This is a genomic window from Streptomyces sp. NPDC045778 (assembly GCF_056431945.1).
Genome location: NZ_JBWKJZ010000002.1, coordinates 274,843 through 293,214 on the forward strand (window position 1 = coordinate 274,843; position 18,372 = coordinate 293,214).

Genomic DNA, 18,372 nt, shown 5'->3' on the forward strand with positions numbered 1-18,372 from the left:
GTGGGTCAGCTCCCCGAGTGTCGTACGAGACAGCCCACGGTGCGCAGCAGGATGCACAGGTCCTGCCAGAAGGACCAGCTGTCGATGTACGTGTTGTCGAAGCGGCAGCGGTCCTCGATGGAGGTGTCCCCGCGCAAGCCGTGGATCTGGGCGAGCCCGGTGATGCCGGTGGGCATGCGGTGGCGGTGCGCGTAGTCGGGGTACTTCTGGCTGAACTGGGCCACGAAGTAGGGGCGTTCGGGGCGCGGTCCGACCAGGCTCATGTCGCCGCGCAGCACGTTCCACAGCTGCGGCAGCTCGTCGAGGGAGGTGCGGCGCAGGAAGCGGCAGTACGCGCTCATCCGGTGCTCGTCGGCCACGCTCCAGCGGGTCGCGGCCTCCTGCGGGTCGGCGGGCCGGTGGGTGCGGAACTTCAGCAGGGTGAACGGACGCCCGTCCTTGCCGACACGCTCCTGGCGGAACACGATCCCGGGACCCTCCAGCACGCGCAGGAGTGCCGCGCACAGCAGCAGGACCGGCGCGGCGGCGACAAGGAGCACGGCCGACACCAGCACGTCGAGCGCCCGCTTGCGCAAGCTGGTGCGGAGGGGCCCGCCGGGCGGCAGCGGCCGGCACGGGAACCCGGCCACGTGCTGGTGCCGCGCGGGGGCCTGCGCCGGGGCGAGTTCCCACAGGTCACAGCCGAGGGCGCGCAGAGCGGGCAGCCAGTGCTCGCGGGATTCCCCGCGGCCGGTGGCGATCAGCACCGTACGGATGTCGTTCTGGATGGCGGCGCGCTGGAGTTCGCCCGGGGTGGAGAGCACCGGCAGGCCGGGCGCCGCGTCCTGGTCCTGGGCGGCGAGGTCGGCGGGGTCGCAGACGACACCGACCGGGCGCATCCCGCACCGGGGCTGGCGCAGCAGCGCGCCGACGAGCGCGCGGGCGCGCGGGCCGTGGCCGAGTACGAGCACCGGCCGGGGCCCGCGCTCCAGGGACCCGCGGAAACGCCCGTACACCAGCGCCCGGCCGACCGCGCTCAGCGCACAGTGGGCCACGCACGCCAGCAGGAGCGGGGCGGGCGAAGGAGTGGCGAGCGGGGCGAGCGGCGGCAGGACGGGCAGCCCCGACAGCGACGTCGCGCACGTGGCCGTCACGCACCAGGCGACGGCCACGCGCCCGCAGAGCGCGGGCAGTTCGTCGAGCACGGCGGGCAACCGCGCGGGCCGGTAGAGACCGCCGTGGGCGTGCAGCGCGACGACGGCCGTGGCCAGGAGCGCCAGCGCGGCGGCCCAGGAGACGGGGGGCCAGGGAGCGGCCGGCCCCCAAGAGGCCCCTGACGTGGAGACGGCGGTGTCGGACACGGCGTACACGCATACGCCGAGTACCGCGGCGGCCCCGTCGGCCGCCAGCAGCGGCCAGACCACCGGCCGGTGGCGCGCGGGCCGCCACGAGCCGTGCCCGACGCGCGTGGCCAGCGCCTCCCGGGGCGCCACGACGACGGCCGCGGCCGGGTCCTGCTGGTGCTGTCTCAGCTCCCCTGACGAGGTGGCGACGGTTCGTTCCGCACTCACGGGTTGGTGGACTCCCTGTCCTTCGTGGCGGCCGCGTACGTGGGGGGTGCCGTGCCGAGCAGTTCGCGGTAGACCTCCTCGACGGCGCGGGCGGTGTGCCGCACGTCGTGGTGGTCGAGGACGTGGCGGCGCGCCCGGGCGCCGAGCCGGTCGCCCAGCGCCCGGTCGCCGAGGAGGGCGATGAGCGCGCGGGCCAGGGCGTCGGCGTCCTCCGGGGGCACCAGGGCGTGGGGCGCGAGGTCGGGCGGCAGACTCTCTCTCGCGCCGTTCACCTCGGTGACCACGACGGGCCTGCCGCTCGCCATGGCCTCCAGCGGGGCCAGCGCCATGCCCTCCCAGCGCGAGGGCAGCACGACCACGTCGGCCGCGCGGTACCAGGGCGCCGCGTCCGGGACGGCGCCGGCGAAGAGCACCGAGTCGTCGGCGCGCGTCCGCAGGGCCTGGGCGTCCGGACCGTCGCCGACGAGGGCGAGGCGGGCGGCGGGCAGTGCCGCGGTGACGGCCGCCCAGGCCCGCAGCAGTACGTCCTGCCCCTTCTGCCGGCACAGCCGCCCCACGCACACCACCAGGGGCGTGGCGGCGTCGCGCGCCGGGGGCAGCGGCAGCGCGGCCCGGCTCGCTGCCCTGTCCTGGGGCGGGAAGCGGTCGACGGCGATGCCGTTGGGGACGACCCGGGCCGTGCCGCCGACGCCCGCGCGCAGCCCGGTGTGCCGCTCGGCCTCGCTGACGCACACGAGCCGGGTGGTCCAGCGCGCGCCGTGCCGTTCCCAGGCACGGGCGAGCGCCGCCGTCACGCCGCCGACGGCCTCGAACGACCAGGCGTGCGGCTGGAAGACGGTGGGCACGCGCCCGCGGACGGCAAGGCGCACGGCGAGACCCGCCTTGGCGCTGTGGGCGTGGACGAGATCCGGGCGTACGAGGGTCATGACGCGGGCCAGTTCGCGGACCTCGGACCACAGCGCGGGCCCGGGGGCGCGGCTCGCCGCCCAGGCGTGGCCGCGTCCGCCTCCGAGGACGCCGCCGGGGCAGGCCACGTGGACGTCGAGGCCCGCGGCGCGCTGGGCCTCGACGAGGTCCAGGACCACACGGGCCACGCCGCCGTCCACGGGCTGGCTGACGTGCAGGACACGTGGGGGAGGGAGGACCGACGGCTGCGGCATGCGCGATTCCTCTGGGTGGGTGCGAGGCAAGGTGCGTTACCGCCGCGCGTCGACGGCCGCGATGACCCCGGCCCGGACGACGCGGGGCCGCGCGGCGGAGCGAGGACCGTCCGAGGGGCGAGGACCGCCCGAGGGGCGAAGGCCGCCCGAGGGGCGAGGACCGTCCGAGGAGCGAGGACCACCCGAGGAGCGGAAGCAGGCCGGGGAGCGAAGACCCGCCGGGGAGCGAAGACCCGCCGGGGAGCGAAGACCCGCCGGGGAGCGGAGACCGGCCAGGGGGCGAGGCCCGGTGGCGGGGCCCGGCGCGGCCGTCCGGGTGACCGCCCGGCGGTAAGTGATCGCCCGGGTGGCGGCGCGTACGGCCCTTCCACGACGCGGCGCGTGATACCTCTTTGCCGACTCACCGTGTTTCTCCCCGCCACCGGGTGGCGCGGCCGCCGCATGCCCTGGCACCAGCGCGAACGCGGCGCACGGCGGCGGGACGGCGAGGACGCGACGCGGGCCCGGGGAGTGGCACATGACGGCGTTGGCCTTCCGGAGTGGGAGGGACGGAGAAACGCTGAGGAGCACGGGGGCGGGCGAAGGGGAGTGCGGGGGGCGTGATGTGGGCTGACCGAGCGAATATGCACATTTGTGGCATGAGCACATCTATGGCTGAAATTCCTCAAGAGGAAGCGCAACTGTAGCGGGAGCCGAGAGCCTTCTCCGTGACCACGCCGCGTGTGTCGAAACGGTGAAGCACGTGGTCAATTCCCTGGCGGGAGGGGGTCCGTGGGCGTACGCCGCCCGTGTGAGCGGCACGGCGTGGCAACACGGCGACACGGCTGTCACCGAAATGGCTCGCCCCATCCATCACCCGTCCGGGGCACAACCGACCGTCAGGCGTGGCCGTTGATCCACGCGCCGGGCATCCCGCACGGCACAAGCGTCATATGACCAAGGAGCAACTCTCCATGTCGCGTACCACCAAGGCTCTCGCCCTCTCCGCCGTCGCGGCCGCCGCCGTGGCCGGCGGCGCCGGTGTCGCCGCTGCCGACAGCGGCGCGCAGGGTGCCGCCACCAACTCCCCCGGCGTCGTCTCCGGCAACGTCATCCAGGTGCCGGTGCACATCCCCGTGAACGTCTGCGGCAACACGATCAACGTGATCGGCCTGCTGAACCCGGCGTTCGGCAACACCTGCGTCAACGACTGAGCTGACGCGCCGATCGGTAAGGCCGCCCCGCAGCCTGCGGGGCGGCCTTTTCCATGTGGCCCCGCATCCTCACCCCGTGCCGCATCCGGGTGAACGGCCAGGCGGCGGTGGCCGCGTGCCGGCCGGGCGGCGTCGGCGTGTCGCGCTCCCGGACCCGTACACGAATGGCGGCTGGCCACAACACCCCTGGTCTGCCCCGTACTTCCGCTTCCCACCTGCGTAAACGCCCGGCCGGCCGGAAGGAGCGGGCGACGCGGCGCGCCCGCTCGGTTGCGGAGGGCGAGACCCCCTTTCACGGTGATCACAAGATCCGACGGACCACCGAAAGGGAACGACCTATGCGTGCACTACCCGCACGGCGTATCGCGACCACCACGCTCTGCGCGGCGCTTCTCCTCGGCACGGCCGGTCCGGCCATAGCCATGCAGGCGGAGACCCGCCAGGAAGCGACGGCCGCGAAGGCCCCCGTCCCCGGGGCGGACGCGCTGCTCGCCCAGGTGAAGGCGCTCGGGGACCTGGGTGTCGTCCTCACCCCCGTCACCGGCCTCCTCGAAAAGGTGCTCAAGGCCGACAACGGTCAGGTGCCCGCCCCCGAGGCCACCAAGCTCGCCGACGCGGTCAAGCAAGCGATCGAGAAGATCAAAGCCGGGGCTCCGGTCCCCAAGCCCGCCGCCCTGCCTGACGTGCCCGAGGTCCCCGCCGCCCTTCCCGCCGTCCCCGAGGCCCCTGCCGCCGCCGTCCCGGAGACTCCGGCCGCGCCCGCCGTCCCGCCGGCTCCCGCCGTGCCGGAGCTGCCCGCCTCGCTGCCGAAGCTGCCGCTGGGCGGACCACAGGCCGCGCAGGTGCCTCTCGACATCAAGGACGACGCCCTGAAGGCGCTCCAGACCGCGGTGGACAACTTGATCAAGGCCGTCACCAGCGGCGATGTGACCAAGGTTGTCCCGGCCGTCACCGGTGTCCTCACCAGCCTGGTCAACACGGTCGTCGCGACGGTCCTCGGCGGCGGTCTGCCCGCCCCGAACCTGCCCGGCCTGCCCCAGGTGCCGAAGCTGCCGGTGGAGGAGTAACCGGGGCGGCGCGAGTAGTCCGGCAAGGCTTTTCCGCCGGGTCCGCGCATGACGAGACCCGCCACACCGGCCCGTTCCGGAGCGGCGGGTCTCGTCGTGCACGGACCCGTCAGGTGTTCGTCAACTTCGCGTGTGCTTAGTCCTGTTGATATGAGAAGAATGCGGGTTCCCTGCCATCGAGTGGGTTCCGGGAAGTTTGAGTTCCAGGGGTTTCCGTGCCGAGTTCCGCTCGTTAGGACTGGTGAGAGACGTGACAGGCAGAAGTAATTGCCTGAGTAGTGAAACCCATTGGTGACCCGGCCAACGGTGACAAGAGTTACCAGGAAAGGAACACGATGAAGCCCCTGAAGGCTGCCGCTGTCCTCGCTGGATCGATGGCGATCGCCGGTGCCGCCGCGCCCGCGTTCGCCAACGACATGACGCCCACCAGCCTGAACGGCGGCCTTGACACGCTGCTCAGCCAGCCGACCCTGGACGCGGCGCCGCTGAACACCAACATGCTGGACACGGAGAACAAGAACTCCGTCGTCAACGCGGTCAAGCAGGCCACGGACGGGCTGAACGCGAGCGGGGGCCCGACGCAGCTGCTCGGAGGCCTGCCGCTCGCCAACTAGGCGCCGAATTGCCGTTTCCCTTCCGGTGGGCTGATCCGAACGGGAAACCGAAAATGCTTGGGCGTGTTATTCCAGGAATCCCCTGAATTGCGCCCCTAGGCTTCAGCCAAACCCTAAGGGAAGGTTTGATGATGAACACTGCCAAGAAGGCTGCTCTCGCCCTCGCCGCCGCCGGTATGGCCGCGGGCGCCGCGTCGGGGACCGCTTTCGCCGACGCCGACGCCGCCGCTGACGCCGTGCACTCCCCGGGCGTCGGCTCGGGCAACATCGGCCAGATCCCGGTGAACGTCCCGGTCAACGTCGTGGGCAACACCGCCAATCTGATCGGCGCCCTGAACCCGGCGTTCGGCAACAACGGTGTGAACGACTGACCTTCGCTCACGGAGCGTGGTGAAGCCACGTGACAGCACGCGGTCTCCCACCGTGTCACGTGACCTCACGCGCCACCACGCCCCACCACGCGGCAACACGCGGCGCCTCGCGCTCCCCGCGCTCGCGCCGCGCCCGCACCCCGCTCTCCCCGGGCGAACGCGGTGCTCAAAGGCCGGTCGGCGGAACTCTTTCCGCGGGCCGGCCTTCCGCGTGCCGATCGTTGCGCGAGACCGATGACCTTTAGGCGTACTCAGCGCACGCGTTCGACCGGATCCCTCCTTCGTGTGATGCGGATCGGTAGTACGGCCACTTAGGTGACAAGCGCGAAATCCGTGCCGCGGGCGTCGCTACGGTTTCGCCCATGACCACGAAACCGAGCGAGCAGCGTCCTTTCCGGGCGGCCGACATGGGCACCCTCGGTGTCATCGCCTGGAGCGGTGAACACCCCGAGGAAGAAAAGGACATGGCCTTTCTCATGGCCTATCCCCTGGGGGATGCCGCCGGCGGCCCGGACGCGTCGGCGGAGGCGGTCGGCACGCTGCTGCACAACTCCGGTCTGCCGATCGGCGGCCCGCTCCTGGACGGCGCGCGGAACCCCAGCCTGCCCGTGACACTGCTCGTCGAGGCCGGGCAGGCGGTCGTCAGCATGCCGCACGTCAACGCCCAGTGCGTGGTCCCGCCCGAGTGGCTCGCCGCCGTACAGGAGCGCGGACACGCGTACTTCATCATGACCACGCGCGCGTGGCCGGAGGGTACGCCCGGCACACCCGTGTCGGAGGACAACCTCCGCTCCTTCGCGGGCGACGAGGAGACCCTCACCAACGCCGCGCACTGCCTGCTCCCGGTGCAGCGGCTGCGCGTCTGATGAGCGCCCCGGCGCCGTCGCGTCAGGCCACGCGACACCCCGCCCGGCTGCCTGCCCAGGAGAACACGCCTGCCCAGGAGAACACGCCTGCCCAGGAGAGCCCGCCCGGCCGGGAGAGCCCGGCGCACGCCCCTCGTCACGCGCCCGGCCCGGCCGGCGGGAGCCGGGCGTTCGCGTTGCTTCTGGTGGTCACGGGTGTGGCGGGGCTGTGGGCGTCGTGGATCATCACGCTCGACAAGTTCGAGTTGCTGAAGGACCCGAACTTCCAGCCCGGGTGCAGTATCAACCCGGTGGTGGCCTGCGGCAGCATCATGAAGAGCGAGCAGGCGGAGGCGTTCGGGTTCCCGAATCCGATGCTGGGGCTCGCGGCGTACGCCGTGGTGATCGGTGTCGGGATGAGTCTGCTGGCGGGGGCGCGTTTCCCGCGCTGGTACTGGCTGACGTTCAACGCGGGCACGTTGTTCGGGGTGGGGTTCTGCACGTGGTTGCAGTTCCAGTCCCTGTACCGGATCAACGCGCTGTGCCTGTGGTGCTGCCTGGCGTGGGTCGCCACGATCCTGATGTTCTGGTACGTGACCGCCTTCAACGTCCGCAACGGCTTCCTGCCCGCGCCGGAGCCCGTGAAGGCCTTTCTCGGTGAATTCTCCTGGGCCTTTCCCGTGGTGCACATCGGTGGCGTCGGTGTGCTGATCCTGACCCGCTGGTGGGATTTCTGGACCGGCTGAACCCGCGCGGCCGGGGAAATCCGGCGCGGAGATCAGTCGAGGGGATCATCCGTTAAAGCGAGTATTCGGTTGCTCGGGCGAAGTTTGTGCTGGTGCGCGGTGCGGGCTCGTTGAACCTGTGCGAACCGAGTGGTCGCCGTGAGCGAAAGGATCCGAGCCATGAAGCACACCACGAGGGGGGCCGTCGTCACGGCCCTCGCCTGTACCGCGGCAGCCTGCGCGGCGTCGACCGCGGCCGCGGCGGACCACCCCGGCGTGACCGTGCCGCTGGACGGGGTGAAGCACTCCCTGGGCCTCCAGACCCCCGAGATCACCAGCACCCTCCCGGTGCCGCTGCCCGGCGGCGACTTCGAAGGCCCCCGCTATGTGGAGGGCAAGCTGCTGCCCGAGCGGGCCGTCCCGCAGATCCCGGTCCGGAACGCGCTGCCCGACGTGCAGATCACCGCCCCGCTGACGGACGTGGTGGGCGAGGACAGCCTGAAGAGCGTGGGCCTGTCGGCGCGCGGTTCCGATGTGTACGCCCTCACGCCCGGCGCCACCCTGGAGGCCCCGCTGGCAGCCCCGGGCGCCGACGGCACCGCCCTGCCGCCGCTCAACCTGCCCGGCGGTGGCCTGCACCAGCCCCTGCTGAGCGCCCAGCCGGCCGCAGACCTGGGCCTCAACTAGACGCCCGCGGGCCCGGTGGACCGGGCGGGCCCGATCCCCTGGCGGTCAGGGCCGTAACGCGCGGCGGGGGTCGGGTGGTTAGAGGTCTGGCAGCGGATGGCCGCCCAAGCGGGTGGCCGATGAAACACATGGCCGCCGAAGCACATGGCAGCGGAAGAGGGAGCACATGACCGCAGCGCCCGGTACGCCACTGATCCACCGCCTCGGGCGGCGCCACCTGCTGGGCGCCGCGGCCGCGGCCACACTCGCCGCCGTCGGGGTGATGCGGGCCGGCTGGGCGCGGGCCACCCCGCCGGGCGCCCCGGACGAGGGCTCGTTCGACGAGATGTACCGGGGCCGGCGCATCCAGGGCGACCCGGTCCTCGGCGAGCGCGGCGCGGCCCCGTCCGAGTGGCACGTCACGGTCGACGGCCGCCGGCTCGGCCTGATGCGCCGGGCCGACGGCAGCTATCTGACCATGGTCGACCACTACGGCTCGTACGAGACCCCGCTCGCGGCGGCCCGCGGGGCCGTGGACGAGCTGGGGGTGACGGAGAGGCTGAGCGGTCACACCCACTGACGGACCGACCGCACGGGGCGCACGGGAACGTGAAGGGGGCGCGCGTGGCCTACACACGCAAGAACCAGAACCGGCTGACCGGGGCCGAGCGGCGCAGATTCGTGGACGCGGTACTGAGCCTCAAGCGCCGGGGCGAGTACGACGAATTCGTCCGTACGCACATCGACTTCTACGTGGCGGACGGCGAGGACCGGCTCCGCGTCGCCCACATGACGCCCACGTTCCTGCCCTGGCACCGGCGCTTCCTGCTCGACTTCGAGCGGGCGCTCCAGCGCGTCGACGACGCGGTCACGGTCCCGTACTGGGACTGGACGCGCGACCGCACCCCGGCCGCGTCCCTGTGGGGCGAGGACTTCCTTGGCGGGAACGGGCGTGAGAGCGACCGGCAGGTGCTCACCGGCCCGTTCGCCCGCCGCAACGGCCACTGGCCGATCAAGGAGAGTGTCACCGACGGGGACTTCCTCACCCGCGCGTTCGGCAATCCCTCGAACCCCATCGACCTGCCCACACCCGCCGACGTGGAGTGGGCGATGAAGGACACCCGGTACGACGTCCCGCCCTGGGACTCGCGAGCGGACGGCGGCTTCCGCAACAAGCTGGAGGGCTGGACGTCCGGCGTGGGCACCGCGCGGTGGCGCAACCACAACCGCGTGCACCGCTGGGTCGGCGGACACATGCTGGGCGGTGGATCCGTGAACGACCCCGTGTTCTGGCTGAACCACGCGTTCGTGGACCTGCTGTGGAGCCGCTGGGAGCGCGAGCACCGCAGGGGCGCGCGGTTCCTGCCTGAGCGCCCGCCCGGCCTCGGCGAGCCGGGGCACGGCCGTGTCGTCGCGCGGAACGAGCCGATGCCCCCGTGGCGGACGACACCGGGCGACATGCTCGACCACGAGCGGATCTACCGCTACGTATGACGATCCACCGCTACGTAGGACGCGAGCGGGACCACCGCCGCGCAGGAAAGCGGGAAGCCCCCGGCGACGGTACTCGCCGGGGGCTTCTCCTGGGGACTAGCTCAGTGGCCGTAGCCGCCCTCGCCGCCGGTGCCGCCGTTGTTGACGCAGGTGTTGCCGAACGCGGGGTTCAGCAGACCGATGACGTCGATGGTGTTGCCGCAGACGTTGACCGGGACGTGGACCGGGACCTGGATCAGGTTGCCCGAGAGGACGCCGGGGGAACCCTTGGCTTCGCCGTGCGCGCCGGCGTCGGCCGTGGCGAGTCCGGCGCCACCGAGCACGACGGCGCCCGCGCCGAGCGTGAGGGCGGCTGCCTTCGCGATGCGAGACATCACGTTCTCCTTCGAATTGGAAAGCACGGCCGCGTGGGTGTGGCCGCGATTCCTCTAACGCGTTGCTCTGATGTGAAGTAACGGCGTGAAATCGTCGATGATCTTCTGGATATCGAACACCTGCGGCGGCTCGGGCAATATTTCTGTAGGCCATTAGTGCCAGCGGTGAGCGGAATGGGGCACGCGACCGTGTCCCGCGGACGGCTCCGCCGTTGCTGAGGGCATGACTTCAGCACGACGCATTCTGGCCGCTGTGTCCCTCGCCGCCGGCGCGGCGGCGCTCGTGGCGCCCGCCGCCCACGCGGCCACCGGCGCTCAGCCGGCCAAGGAGATCTCGCCGATGGCCACCCTCGACGAGCTGGGTCGCACGCCGCTGCCCGAGGCACAGCACGACGCCCTGCCGACGGTGTCGAGCCAGCTCGGCGGCCTGCACCGGCTGAACGAGCTGCACCAGGTCACGGACCTGGTGCAGCCGGTGACCCAGCTGATCCCCGCCGTACAGACCTGAGCACGGGGCGGCCCGGCGCTAGGTGAGCCGCACCCCGCGCCGGGCCAGATACCTGACCGGGTTGATGTCCGAGCCGTAGCCGCGCCGGGACCTGATCTCCAGGTGGAGGTGGGGGCCCGTGGCGCGCCCCGTGCTGCCGCTGCTGCCGATGCGGGTGCCGGTGCGGATCCGCGCGCCCCGCCGCACGGAGATGCGGTTCAGATGCGCGTACACCGCGTAGTGGCCGTCCGGCATACGGACCGTGACGGCCTTGCCGTACGCCCCCGACCAGCGGGCGAGCACGACGACGCCCGAGCCGATGGCGTACACCGGAGTGCCCCGGGGCACCGCCAGGTCGACGCCGGTGTGGTGGCCCGCGACCCAGTTGCCGCGGATGCCGTAGCGGGCGCTGACCCGGAAGCGGCGGCGCAGCGGGCGCGCGAAGCGGCGCGGTGGGCCCGTGAGCGCGCGCACCTCGGGGACCGCGGCGTCGGCCGCCGCCAGGTCCTCCTCGAAGTGCGGGTCGAAGTCGGCCACGCAGGCGTCGTGCGGGTCCGCGGCGCCCTCGGAGACCGTGCCGCCGTCCGGATCCGCGAGTCCGTCGAGGTCCTCGCGGTCGATGAGGCCGTCCGGATCGACGAGGTCGTCCGGGTCTGCGAGGTCGTCACGGTCGACGACCTCGTCCGGCGGGGTGCCCGCCATGCCGAGCGCACCTGAGGCGAGCAGGATCACGCCGATTCCCAGTGCGTCACGCCGTGTTCTGCCCGCTGTTTGCGGGCCGTCTATGTGGTAGCCCATATCCGCTAGGACAACGGGGGCGGCCGGGCGGCGCACGCCCGGTTGCGCCACCTGGCGTAACGCGCGGGGGTGCGAGGGGGGCACTCGTCCATTTCCGGGGCGCGGGCGCGCTGTTGCGGCCGCGCGGCGGAGACTGCCCGCCAGGCGTACCTGGACATCGCCGCGTCGGACAGGCACCCCGGCGAGGCCGGTCCCTGACGGAGTCGGCTCCCGGCCCGGGCTCAGGCTTGAGGGCGAGGCCGGTCGTACCGGAACCTCGCCCTCAGTCGTCAGGCCTTCGCGTCAGGCCGCCGCGTCAGCCCTTCTCGTCCCGGCTCTTCGCGTCCGAGTCCGCCTCGGCCTCCGCCTGCTTCGCCTGCACCTCGGGGTCGAGGGACGCCTGGCCGCTGCCGTCCACCGAGGTCAGCGAGGTGCGGTCGGGGATCTCCGTGGCCGCGGGGGGCTCGACCAGCCAGTCCGGGTTGGCCTGCTTGTCCCACCACTTCCACACGGCGACCGCGGCGGCGCCGAGCACGCCGAGGACGGCGAGCCGCTTGACCGCGCGGCCGGTGCGGGCCCGCCGCTGCTGCTTGCGGGCGATCTCCTTGATCTCCTGCGGCGACACCTGGCCGCGCAGGGCGGCGAGCGCCGCCGCGCCCCGGGCCGCCGCCTCCTCACGGACCGGCCCCGAGGCGGCCACGGCGTGCTCGATGCGGGGCTTCGAGAAGTCGGCGGCCTGGCGGGCGGCCCTGCGGGTGCGGGCGGCGGCCTCGTGCGCCGCGTGGTCGATCTTCGGCGGCACATGCCCTCGTGCCTGCACCACGCGCGGCGCGACGTGCGCCCCGTACTGGGCGCGGGCCTGGTCGGCGGCGACGTGTGCCGCGTGCGACACCTTCGGGGCGAGGCGTGAACGCGCCTCCTGTGCCAGGTGTGTGGCCCGGTCCTTGGCTTCTTCGGCGTAGGGCGCCACCGCGTCCGCGGCGTGCCGCGCGCTTTCCTTCGCCGAGTCGGCCGCGGCGCGCACGCTGTCTTTGCGGGTCACGGGATCCTCCTCCTTGGTGGCGTATAGGTATGTCACCTTTCCACCCTTTCCGGGATCATGCCTGCCGGGATGTAACCGGGGCACGCGCGGTCGGGCATCCGGGGCATCCCCACGAGCGCGGCGCGCGATCCAGCGCGGGCGAAGCCGCTCGACGCGGTACGGGCACGGCCCGTCGTCGACAATGCCACGGATCGCCCTGAGGTGCGCCTGCTCGGCGGCTACTCGTCCCAAACCGGTCCGTGCGAGGATCGGAGGGTCACAGAGGACAACGGAAGGCAGATCGTGGCTGAGCAGCTTTACGCCACTCTCAAGACCAACCAGGGCGACATCGAGATCCGGCTTCTGCCGAACCACGCGCCCAAAACGGTCAGGAACTTTGTTGAGCTCGCTCAGGGCGAGCGCGAGTGGGTGCACCCCGCGACCGGCAAGAAGTCCACGGACAAGCTGTACGACGGCACGGTCTTCCACCGGGTGATCAGCGGCTTCATGATCCAGGGCGGCGACCCGCTGGGCAACGGCACGGGCGGCCCGGGCTACGAGTTCGAGGACGAGTTCCACCCCGACCTCGCCTTCGACAAGCCGTACCTCCTCGCCATGGCGAACGCGGGCCCGGGCACCAACGGCTCCCAGTTCTTCATCACGGTCTCCCCGACCGCGTGGCTGACCCGCAAGCACACCATCTTCGGCGAGGTCACCAACGACGCCGGTAAGAAGGTCGTGGACGCCATCGCCGGCACGCAGACCAACCCGCGCACGGACCGTCCGGTGAACGACGTCGTCATCGAGTCCGTCGTCGTCGAGACGCGCGAGGGCTGAGCGCCCCGCGCTCGACCCCGCCCGCCAGGGAACAAAACCGCCCCGCCCATCCGTAGAGGAGGGCGGGGCGGCGCGTTGGACCAAGCATGCCGGCGCCGCCGCGTACGGCAGACCAGAGGGGACCGTGATGGACCAGGCGCCAGGCAGCCCGCAGGGGCCGCAGGACGCGCAGAGCCTGCCGAGCTGCTACCGGCATCCCGGCCGGGAGACGGGTATCAGCTGCACCCGCTGCGAGCGTCCGATCTGCCCGGAGTGCATGATCAGCGCCTCGGTCGGCTTCCAGTGCCCCGAGTGCGTCAAGGGCGGTTCCGGCACCGGGCACGCCCCGGCGGCCACCCAGCCGCGCACGCTGGCGGGCGGCACGCTCACGCAGGACCCGCGCCTGTTCACGAAGATCATCCTTGTGATCAACGTGTTGGTGTTCATCGCGGTCCGCGCCCGTGAGGACCTCGTCGGGGACCTGTTCCTGATCGGCCGGTGGCCGCCGGAGCCGTTCCCCGCCACCGAGGGCGTGGCGGACGGGCAGACGTACCGCCTGGTCACGGCCATGTTCACGCACCAGGAGATCTGGCACATCGCGTTCAACATGCTGGGGCTCTGGTGGCTCGGCGGCCCCCTGGAGGCGGCGCTCGGCCGGGCGCGGTTCCTCGCCCTCTACCTGCTGTCGGGGCTCGGCGGCAGCGCCCTGACGTATCTGGTCTCGGACCCCAGCGACGCCTCGCTCGGCGCCTCCGGCGCGATCTTCGGCCTGCTCGGCGCGACGGCGGTCCTGATGCGCCGCCTGAACTACGACATGCGTCCGGTCATCGCCCTGCTCGCGCTGAACCTGCTGTTCACGTTCACCTGGAGCGGCATCGCCTGGCAGGCGCACGTCGGCGGTCTCGTCGCCGGCGTCGCCATCGCGTACGGAATGGTGCACGCACCCCGTGAGCGCCGGGCCCTCATCCAATGGGGCACCTGCGCCCTGGTCTTCCTGGTGATCGCGGCCACCGTGATCGTCCGCACGGTGCAGCTCACCTGAGCGCGAGGCGCCGGGGCCGTTCTGTGCCCGGGGGTACGCGGGCTTTCCACCGCGTGCCCCCGGGTTGTCCACAGTCTGTGCCCGATCTTGTGCACGAAGTGGGGAACGTCTGTTCCGTGCGTCGCTGATCCGGGTTTTCCCAGGCAGGGCAAGGGGTGGACAGGCCAGGTCGGGGCGGCCGACCAGTCACACCGGCGTCAACGTCCGGAGAGTTATCCACAGATCTTCAGACCTTTCCCCAGGTCTGTGGATGGCACCGCTCGCGCTGTGGATAACTCAGGCCAGGGCTTGCGTTGTGCCCCCGGCGTGACCCCGGATCGTTACTTCCACTGGGTGGAGACGCCGAAGCCCGCGGCGATGAAGCCGAAGCCGACCACGATGTTCCAGTTGCCCAGGGGGTCGATCGGAAGCTCGCCGTCCGTGACGTAGAAGACGACGATCCAGGCCAGGCCGATCAGGAACATCGCCAGCATCACCGGAGCCACCCAGCTGCGGCTGGTCAGCTTGATGTTCGTCGCCTTCTTCGACGACGGGGGCGTGTAGTCGTCTGCCTTCTTGCGGATACGTGACTTCGGCACGAGGGTCTCTCCTGTCGATGCGCTGCGTGGCCGCGCAGGTAACTGGGTCCGTCGCCGGGGACGCTACGGCGCTACGGTGCGCTAAGTCTTCCCCCGGGCGTCCGTTAGCGTAGTGCTTCCGCGGCGGTGAAGGAGATAAGGGTACGTTGAGCAATTCCGCCGACTTCCCCACGGGCCCGGCCCTGACGCCCCCGGACACCGGCCGGCGCCGCCGCCTGCGGCCGCTGCGCGTGCTCACCGCGGGCGTCTTCGCCCTCGCCGGACTGCTCTTCATGACCAGCTTCAACACGGCCAAGGGCACCAACATCCGCACCGACGCCTCCCTCCTGAAGCTCTCCGACCTCATCCAGGAACGCAGCCGCAAGAACAAGGACCTGGACCAGGCCACCGGCTCGCTGCGCGAGGAGGTCCAGTCCCTCGCCCGCCGCGACAGCCCCGGCACCAAGGCCGACGACGCCCGCCTCAGCGCCCTGGAGCGGAACGCGGGCACCAAGAAGCTGCGCGGCCGGGCCGTCTCCGTCACCCTCACCGACGCCCCGCCGCACGCCACCGCCAAGCTCCCCGGCTACCCCGAGCCGCAGCCCAACGACCTGGTCATCCACCAGCAGGACCTCCAGGCCGTGGTCAACGCCCTGTGGCAGGGCGGCGCCGAGGGCATCAAGGTCATGGACCAGCGCCTGATCTCCACCAGCGCCGTCCGCTGCGTCGGCAACACCCTGATCCTCCAGGGCCGCGTCTACTCACCGCCGTACAAGGTGACCGCGATCGGCGACCCGGACCGCCTCAAGCAGGCCCTCGCCGCCTCGCCCGAGATCCAGAACTACATGCTGTACGTCAACGCCTACGGGCTCGGCTGGAAAGTCGACGACGACGGGGCGATGACTCTTCCCGGCTACTCGGGCACAGTGAACCTTCATTACGCGAAGCCTGTGGAGTAGCGCTCGCTCGGGAGGTCCCTGCGGTGTCGGTGCGCGTGGTCGTCCGCACGTTCAGCGAACTGTGCGTCACCGTCGGCACCGTGATCGTGCTCTTCGTGGTGTACGTGCTGTTCTGGACCGGGGTGAAGGCCGACCGGGCCATGGACGACCAGGTCGACCGCCTTCAGGACCGGTGGGCCCAGAACCGGACCACCACCGGCGCCGGCGCCCTGGACGCCTCGCCCCCGAAGCCTGCCCCCTACGAGAACGGCGAGCCCTTCGCCGTCATGTACATCCCCCGCTTCGGTTTCACGTGGAACAAGCCCGTGCTCCAGGGCACCGCCACCGACACCCTCAAGAAGGGCCTCGGCCACTACGCGCGCACCGCCCAGCTCGGCCAGAAGGGCAACTTCGCCGTGGCCGGACACCGCCGCACCTACGGCGACCCGTTCAAGGACTTCCCGGAGCTGCGCCCCGGCGACGCGGTCGTCCTGACCGACGGCACGACCTGGTTCACGTACCGCGTCGACAGGAAGCCGTACAAGACGCTGCCCAGTGACACCGGTGTCGTCGACCCCGTGCCGCGCGGGTCCGGCTACCGCGAGCCCGGCCGCTATCTCACCCTGACCACCTGCGAGCCCGAGTGGGGCCACAGCCACCGCCTCGTCGCCTGGGCCCATCTGGACGCCACCCAGCCCGCGGAGGCCGGGAAACCCGAGGCACTGCGCCGTTAGTCTGGTGCGGTACGGCGGCGACGGCCGGTGCGGTGGGGCCGGGCGGTCGTGTGGCGACGAAAGGGACGGCATGTACGGCTGGATCTGGCGACATCTGCCGGGGAACGCATGGGTGAGGGCACTGATCTCCCTGATGCTGATCCTCGCCGTGGTCTATGTGCTGTTCCAGTACGTGTTCCCCTGGGCGGAGCCCCTTCTTCCCTTCAACGACGTGACGGTGGACAACTGATGGGCGCGCGCATCCTCGTCGTCGACAACTACGACAGCTTCGTCTTCAACCTCGTGCAGTACCTCTACCAGCTGGGCGCGGAGTGCGAGGTGCTGCGCAACGACGAGGTCGAGCTGCGGCACGCGCAGGACGGCTTCGACGGCGTGCTGCTCTCGCCGGGCCCCGGCACCCCCGAGCAGGCGGGCGTCTGCGTGGACATGGTGCGCCACTGCGCGGCCACCGGCGTGCCCGTCTTCGGTGTCTGTCTGGGCATGCAGTCGATGGCCGTGGCGTACGGCGGCGTCGTGGACCGGGCCCCTGAGCTGCTGCACGGCAAGACCTCGCCGGTCACGCACGAGGGCAAGGGCGTCTTCGCGGGCCTGCCCTCGCCCTTCATCGCCACGCGGTACCACTCCCTGGCCGCCGAGCCCACCACCGTCCCCGCCGAGCTGGACGTGACGGCCCGCACGGCGGACGGCATCATCATGGGCCTGCGCCACCGTGAACTGCCCGTCGAGGGCGTGCAGTTCCACCCCGAGTCCGTCCTCACCGAACACGGGCACCTGATGCTCGCCAACTGGCTCGCCGAGTGCGGCGACGCCGGGGCCGTCGCACGATCGAGCGGGCTGGCCCCGGTGGTGGGCCGGGCCACGGCGTGACCCCGCAGGCGCACGGGGGCGCCGACGCGGCGGGGACGGGGGAGCATCCGTCACCGTGGTTCCGCAGCGCGGCGGCGCCGGACGCGGCTGTCCCCGGCGCGCCTGCCCCCGATGAGCCTGTGCCGGAACAGCCGGCTCCCGGGGCCCCGGAGCCGTACGTACCCGCGTACGATCCGCCGTCGGACGACGAGACCATCGTCCTGCGGACGGCGGGCACGCGACGAATAGCGGCAGGGCCGGTGGTGCCGGGCGGCCGGGCCGCTCGGCGCAAGGCGGCCAAGCACAAGGGCCATCGCGGCGCGAAGCCCCGGGAGAAGGCGGCCTCCGTCGCGGAGACCCCGCCGGACCGCCCGCTCACCCGGCTCGAAGCCCGCCGTGCCGAGCGCGCCCGCAGGCCGAGCCCGGCCACCGTGGCGAGCCGTGTCGTCGGCGAGCTGTTCATCACCGTCGGCGTCCTGATGCTCCTGTTCGTCACGTACCAGCTGTGGTGGACGAACATAAGAGCCCAGCAGCAGGCGAACGCCGCCGCCCGCGACCTCCAGGAGGACTGGGCGAAGGGCAAGGGCGAGCCGGGCGTCTTCGAGCCGGGGCAGGGCTTCGCGCTGCTGCACATCCCCAAGCTCGACGTCGTCGTGCCGGTCGCCGAGGGCATCGACAAGCACAAGGTCCTCGACCGCGGCATGGTCGGCCACTACAACGAGGGCGGCACCAAGACCGCGATGCCCGACGCGGACCCCGGTAACTTCGGGGTCGCCGGACACCGCAACACCCACGGCGAGCCGTTCCGGTACATCAACCGGCTCAAACCGGGCGATCCGATCGTGGTCGAGACGCAGGACACGTACTACGTCTACAAGATGGCGAGCATCCTCCCGCAGACGAGCCCCGGCAACACGGCGGTCCTCGGCCGCGTCCCGCCGGGCTCCGGCTTCACGAAACCCGGCCGCTACATCACACTGACCACCTGTACCCCTGAGTTCACGAGTAAGTACCGCATGATCGTGTGGGGCAAGATGGTCGAAGGCCGGCCACGGGCCAAGGGGAAACCGGCCGCGCTGGTCGACTGAGGGCGCC

At 71.8% G+C, this 18,372-nt stretch carries 22 protein-coding genes; 16 read left to right on the forward strand and 6 right to left on the reverse strand.

The window, feature by feature from the left end; all coding sequences use genetic code 11:
- Positions 1–5 precede the first annotated feature (5 nt).
- Positions 6–1,550: a sugar transferase gene (locus AC07GB_RS03950; RefSeq protein WP_478841615.1), complete on the reverse strand. Its 1,545-nt coding sequence runs from the start codon at positions 1,548–1,550 to the stop codon at positions 6–8.
- On the reverse strand, positions 1,547–2,710 hold the full coding sequence (locus tag AC07GB_RS03955) for a glycosyltransferase (RefSeq protein WP_478841616.1): 1,164 nt from the start codon (positions 2,708–2,710) through the stop codon (positions 1,547–1,549). Before AC07GB_RS03955 ends, AC07GB_RS03950 begins: the two co-directional genes overlap by 4 nt.
- A gap of 953 nt (positions 2,711–3,663) precedes the next feature.
- On the opposite strand from AC07GB_RS03955, the gene AC07GB_RS03960 reads away from it, so the two are divergent.
- The 9 genes from AC07GB_RS03960 (at position 3,664) to AC07GB_RS04000 (ending at position 9,685) form a co-directional block, all read left to right on the forward strand.
- Positions 3,664–3,903 (forward strand): chaplin, encoded by a 240-nt coding sequence (locus AC07GB_RS03960; RefSeq protein WP_478841617.1) that lies wholly within the window; start codon positions 3,664–3,666, stop codon positions 3,901–3,903.
- A 338-nt stretch (positions 3,904–4,241) separates the two neighbouring features.
- Positions 4,242–4,970, forward strand: coding sequence for a hypothetical protein (locus AC07GB_RS03965; RefSeq protein ID WP_478841618.1), 729 nt, complete (start codon positions 4,242–4,244; stop codon positions 4,968–4,970).
- 335 nt (positions 4,971–5,305) lie between these two features.
- Positions 5,306–5,584: a hypothetical protein gene (locus AC07GB_RS03970; protein ID WP_478841619.1), complete on the forward strand. Its 279-nt coding sequence runs from the start codon at positions 5,306–5,308 to the stop codon at positions 5,582–5,584.
- Positions 5,585–5,715: 131 nt separating this feature from the next.
- Positions 5,716–5,955 (forward strand): chaplin family protein, encoded by a 240-nt coding sequence (locus tag AC07GB_RS03975; protein WP_478841767.1) that lies wholly within the window; start codon positions 5,716–5,718, stop codon positions 5,953–5,955.
- A gap of 362 nt (positions 5,956–6,317) precedes the next feature.
- A complete protein-coding gene (locus AC07GB_RS03980) occupies positions 6,318–6,821 on the forward strand; it encodes a DUF5949 family protein (protein ID WP_478841620.1) in 504 nt (167 codons plus the stop codon).
- Positions 6,821–7,546, forward strand: coding sequence for a vitamin K epoxide reductase family protein (locus tag AC07GB_RS03985; protein WP_478841621.1), 726 nt, complete (start codon positions 6,821–6,823; stop codon positions 7,544–7,546). Before AC07GB_RS03980 ends, AC07GB_RS03985 begins: the two co-directional genes overlap by 1 nt.
- A gap of 159 nt (positions 7,547–7,705) precedes the next feature.
- On the forward strand, positions 7,706–8,212 hold the full coding sequence (locus AC07GB_RS03990; RefSeq protein ID WP_478841622.1) for a hypothetical protein: 507 nt from the start codon (positions 7,706–7,708) through the stop codon (positions 8,210–8,212).
- Positions 8,213–8,378: 166 nt separating this feature from the next.
- Entirely contained in the window at positions 8,379–8,771 is a 393-nt protein-coding gene (locus AC07GB_RS03995; protein ID WP_478841623.1) for a tyrosinase family oxidase copper chaperone, read from the forward strand.
- Between the two features lie 44 nt (positions 8,772–8,815).
- On the forward strand, positions 8,816–9,685 hold the full coding sequence (locus AC07GB_RS04000) for a tyrosinase family protein (protein WP_478841624.1): 870 nt from the start codon (positions 8,816–8,818) through the stop codon (positions 9,683–9,685).
- A 101-nt stretch (positions 9,686–9,786) separates the two neighbouring features.
- On the opposite strand, the gene AC07GB_RS04005 is transcribed toward AC07GB_RS04000, so the two are convergent.
- The gene (locus tag AC07GB_RS04005) at positions 9,787–10,059 is read right to left on the reverse strand and encodes a chaplin (RefSeq protein WP_478841625.1); all 273 of its coding nucleotides are present in this window, start codon (positions 10,057–10,059) and stop codon (positions 9,787–9,789) included.
- Positions 10,060–10,282: 223 nt separating this feature from the next.
- Between AC07GB_RS04005 and AC07GB_RS04010 the strand changes: the two genes are divergently transcribed.
- On the forward strand, positions 10,283–10,567 hold the full coding sequence (locus AC07GB_RS04010; RefSeq protein ID WP_478841626.1) for a hypothetical protein: 285 nt from the start codon (positions 10,283–10,285) through the stop codon (positions 10,565–10,567).
- An 18-nt stretch (positions 10,568–10,585) separates the two neighbouring features.
- Here AC07GB_RS04010 and AC07GB_RS04015 read toward each other — a convergent pair whose 3' ends face one another.
- Together AC07GB_RS04015 and AC07GB_RS04020 are read right to left on the reverse strand one after the other, a co-directional pair.
- Positions 10,586–11,278, reverse strand: coding sequence for a M23 family metallopeptidase (locus tag AC07GB_RS04015; protein ID WP_478841627.1), 693 nt, complete (start codon positions 11,276–11,278; stop codon positions 10,586–10,588).
- A 361-nt stretch (positions 11,279–11,639) separates the two neighbouring features.
- On the reverse strand, positions 11,640–12,365 hold the full coding sequence (locus AC07GB_RS04020; RefSeq protein ID WP_478841628.1) for a DUF5324 family protein: 726 nt from the start codon (positions 12,363–12,365) through the stop codon (positions 11,640–11,642).
- Between the two features lie 282 nt (positions 12,366–12,647).
- Between AC07GB_RS04020 and AC07GB_RS04025 the strand changes: the two genes are divergently transcribed.
- Positions 12,648–13,181 carry a peptidylprolyl isomerase gene (locus AC07GB_RS04025; RefSeq protein WP_144319944.1) on the forward strand — a complete coding sequence of 178 codons (534 nt, stop codon included), beginning with the start codon at positions 12,648–12,650 and terminating at the stop codon, positions 13,179–13,181.
- A gap of 127 nt (positions 13,182–13,308) precedes the next feature.
- Positions 13,309–14,202 (forward strand): rhomboid family intramembrane serine protease, encoded by an 894-nt coding sequence (locus AC07GB_RS04030; RefSeq protein WP_478841629.1) that lies wholly within the window; start codon positions 13,309–13,311, stop codon positions 14,200–14,202.
- A gap of 320 nt (positions 14,203–14,522) precedes the next feature.
- On the opposite strand, the gene crgA is transcribed toward AC07GB_RS04030, so the two are convergent.
- Entirely contained in the window at positions 14,523–14,780 is a 258-nt protein-coding gene (gene crgA / locus AC07GB_RS04035) for a cell division protein CrgA (protein WP_138960810.1), read from the reverse strand.
- 146 nt (positions 14,781–14,926) lie between these two features.
- On the opposite strand from crgA, the gene AC07GB_RS04040 reads away from it, so the two are divergent.
- The 4 genes from AC07GB_RS04040 to AC07GB_RS04055 all read left to right on the forward strand — a co-directional run bounded on the left by AC07GB_RS04040 (position 14,927) and on the right by AC07GB_RS04055 (position 18,365).
- The gene (locus tag AC07GB_RS04040; RefSeq protein WP_478841630.1) at positions 14,927–15,718 is read left to right on the forward strand and encodes a DUF881 domain-containing protein; all 792 of its coding nucleotides are present in this window, start codon (positions 14,927–14,929) and stop codon (positions 15,716–15,718) included.
- A 29-nt stretch (positions 15,719–15,747) separates the two neighbouring features.
- The gene (locus tag AC07GB_RS04045; protein ID WP_478841768.1) at positions 15,748–16,431 is read left to right on the forward strand and encodes a class E sortase; all 684 of its coding nucleotides are present in this window, start codon (positions 15,748–15,750) and stop codon (positions 16,429–16,431) included.
- Positions 16,432–16,659: 228 nt separating this feature from the next.
- Positions 16,660–17,298 carry an aminodeoxychorismate/anthranilate synthase component II gene (locus AC07GB_RS04050; protein WP_478841631.1) on the forward strand — a complete coding sequence of 213 codons (639 nt, stop codon included), beginning with the start codon at positions 16,660–16,662 and terminating at the stop codon, positions 17,296–17,298.
- Complete coding sequence (locus tag AC07GB_RS04055; protein WP_478841632.1) at positions 17,229–18,365, forward strand: class E sortase; 1,137 nt, start codon at positions 17,229–17,231, stop codon at positions 18,363–18,365. Before AC07GB_RS04050 ends, AC07GB_RS04055 begins: the two co-directional genes overlap by 70 nt.
- The last annotated feature ends 7 nt before the right edge of the window (positions 18,366–18,372 follow it).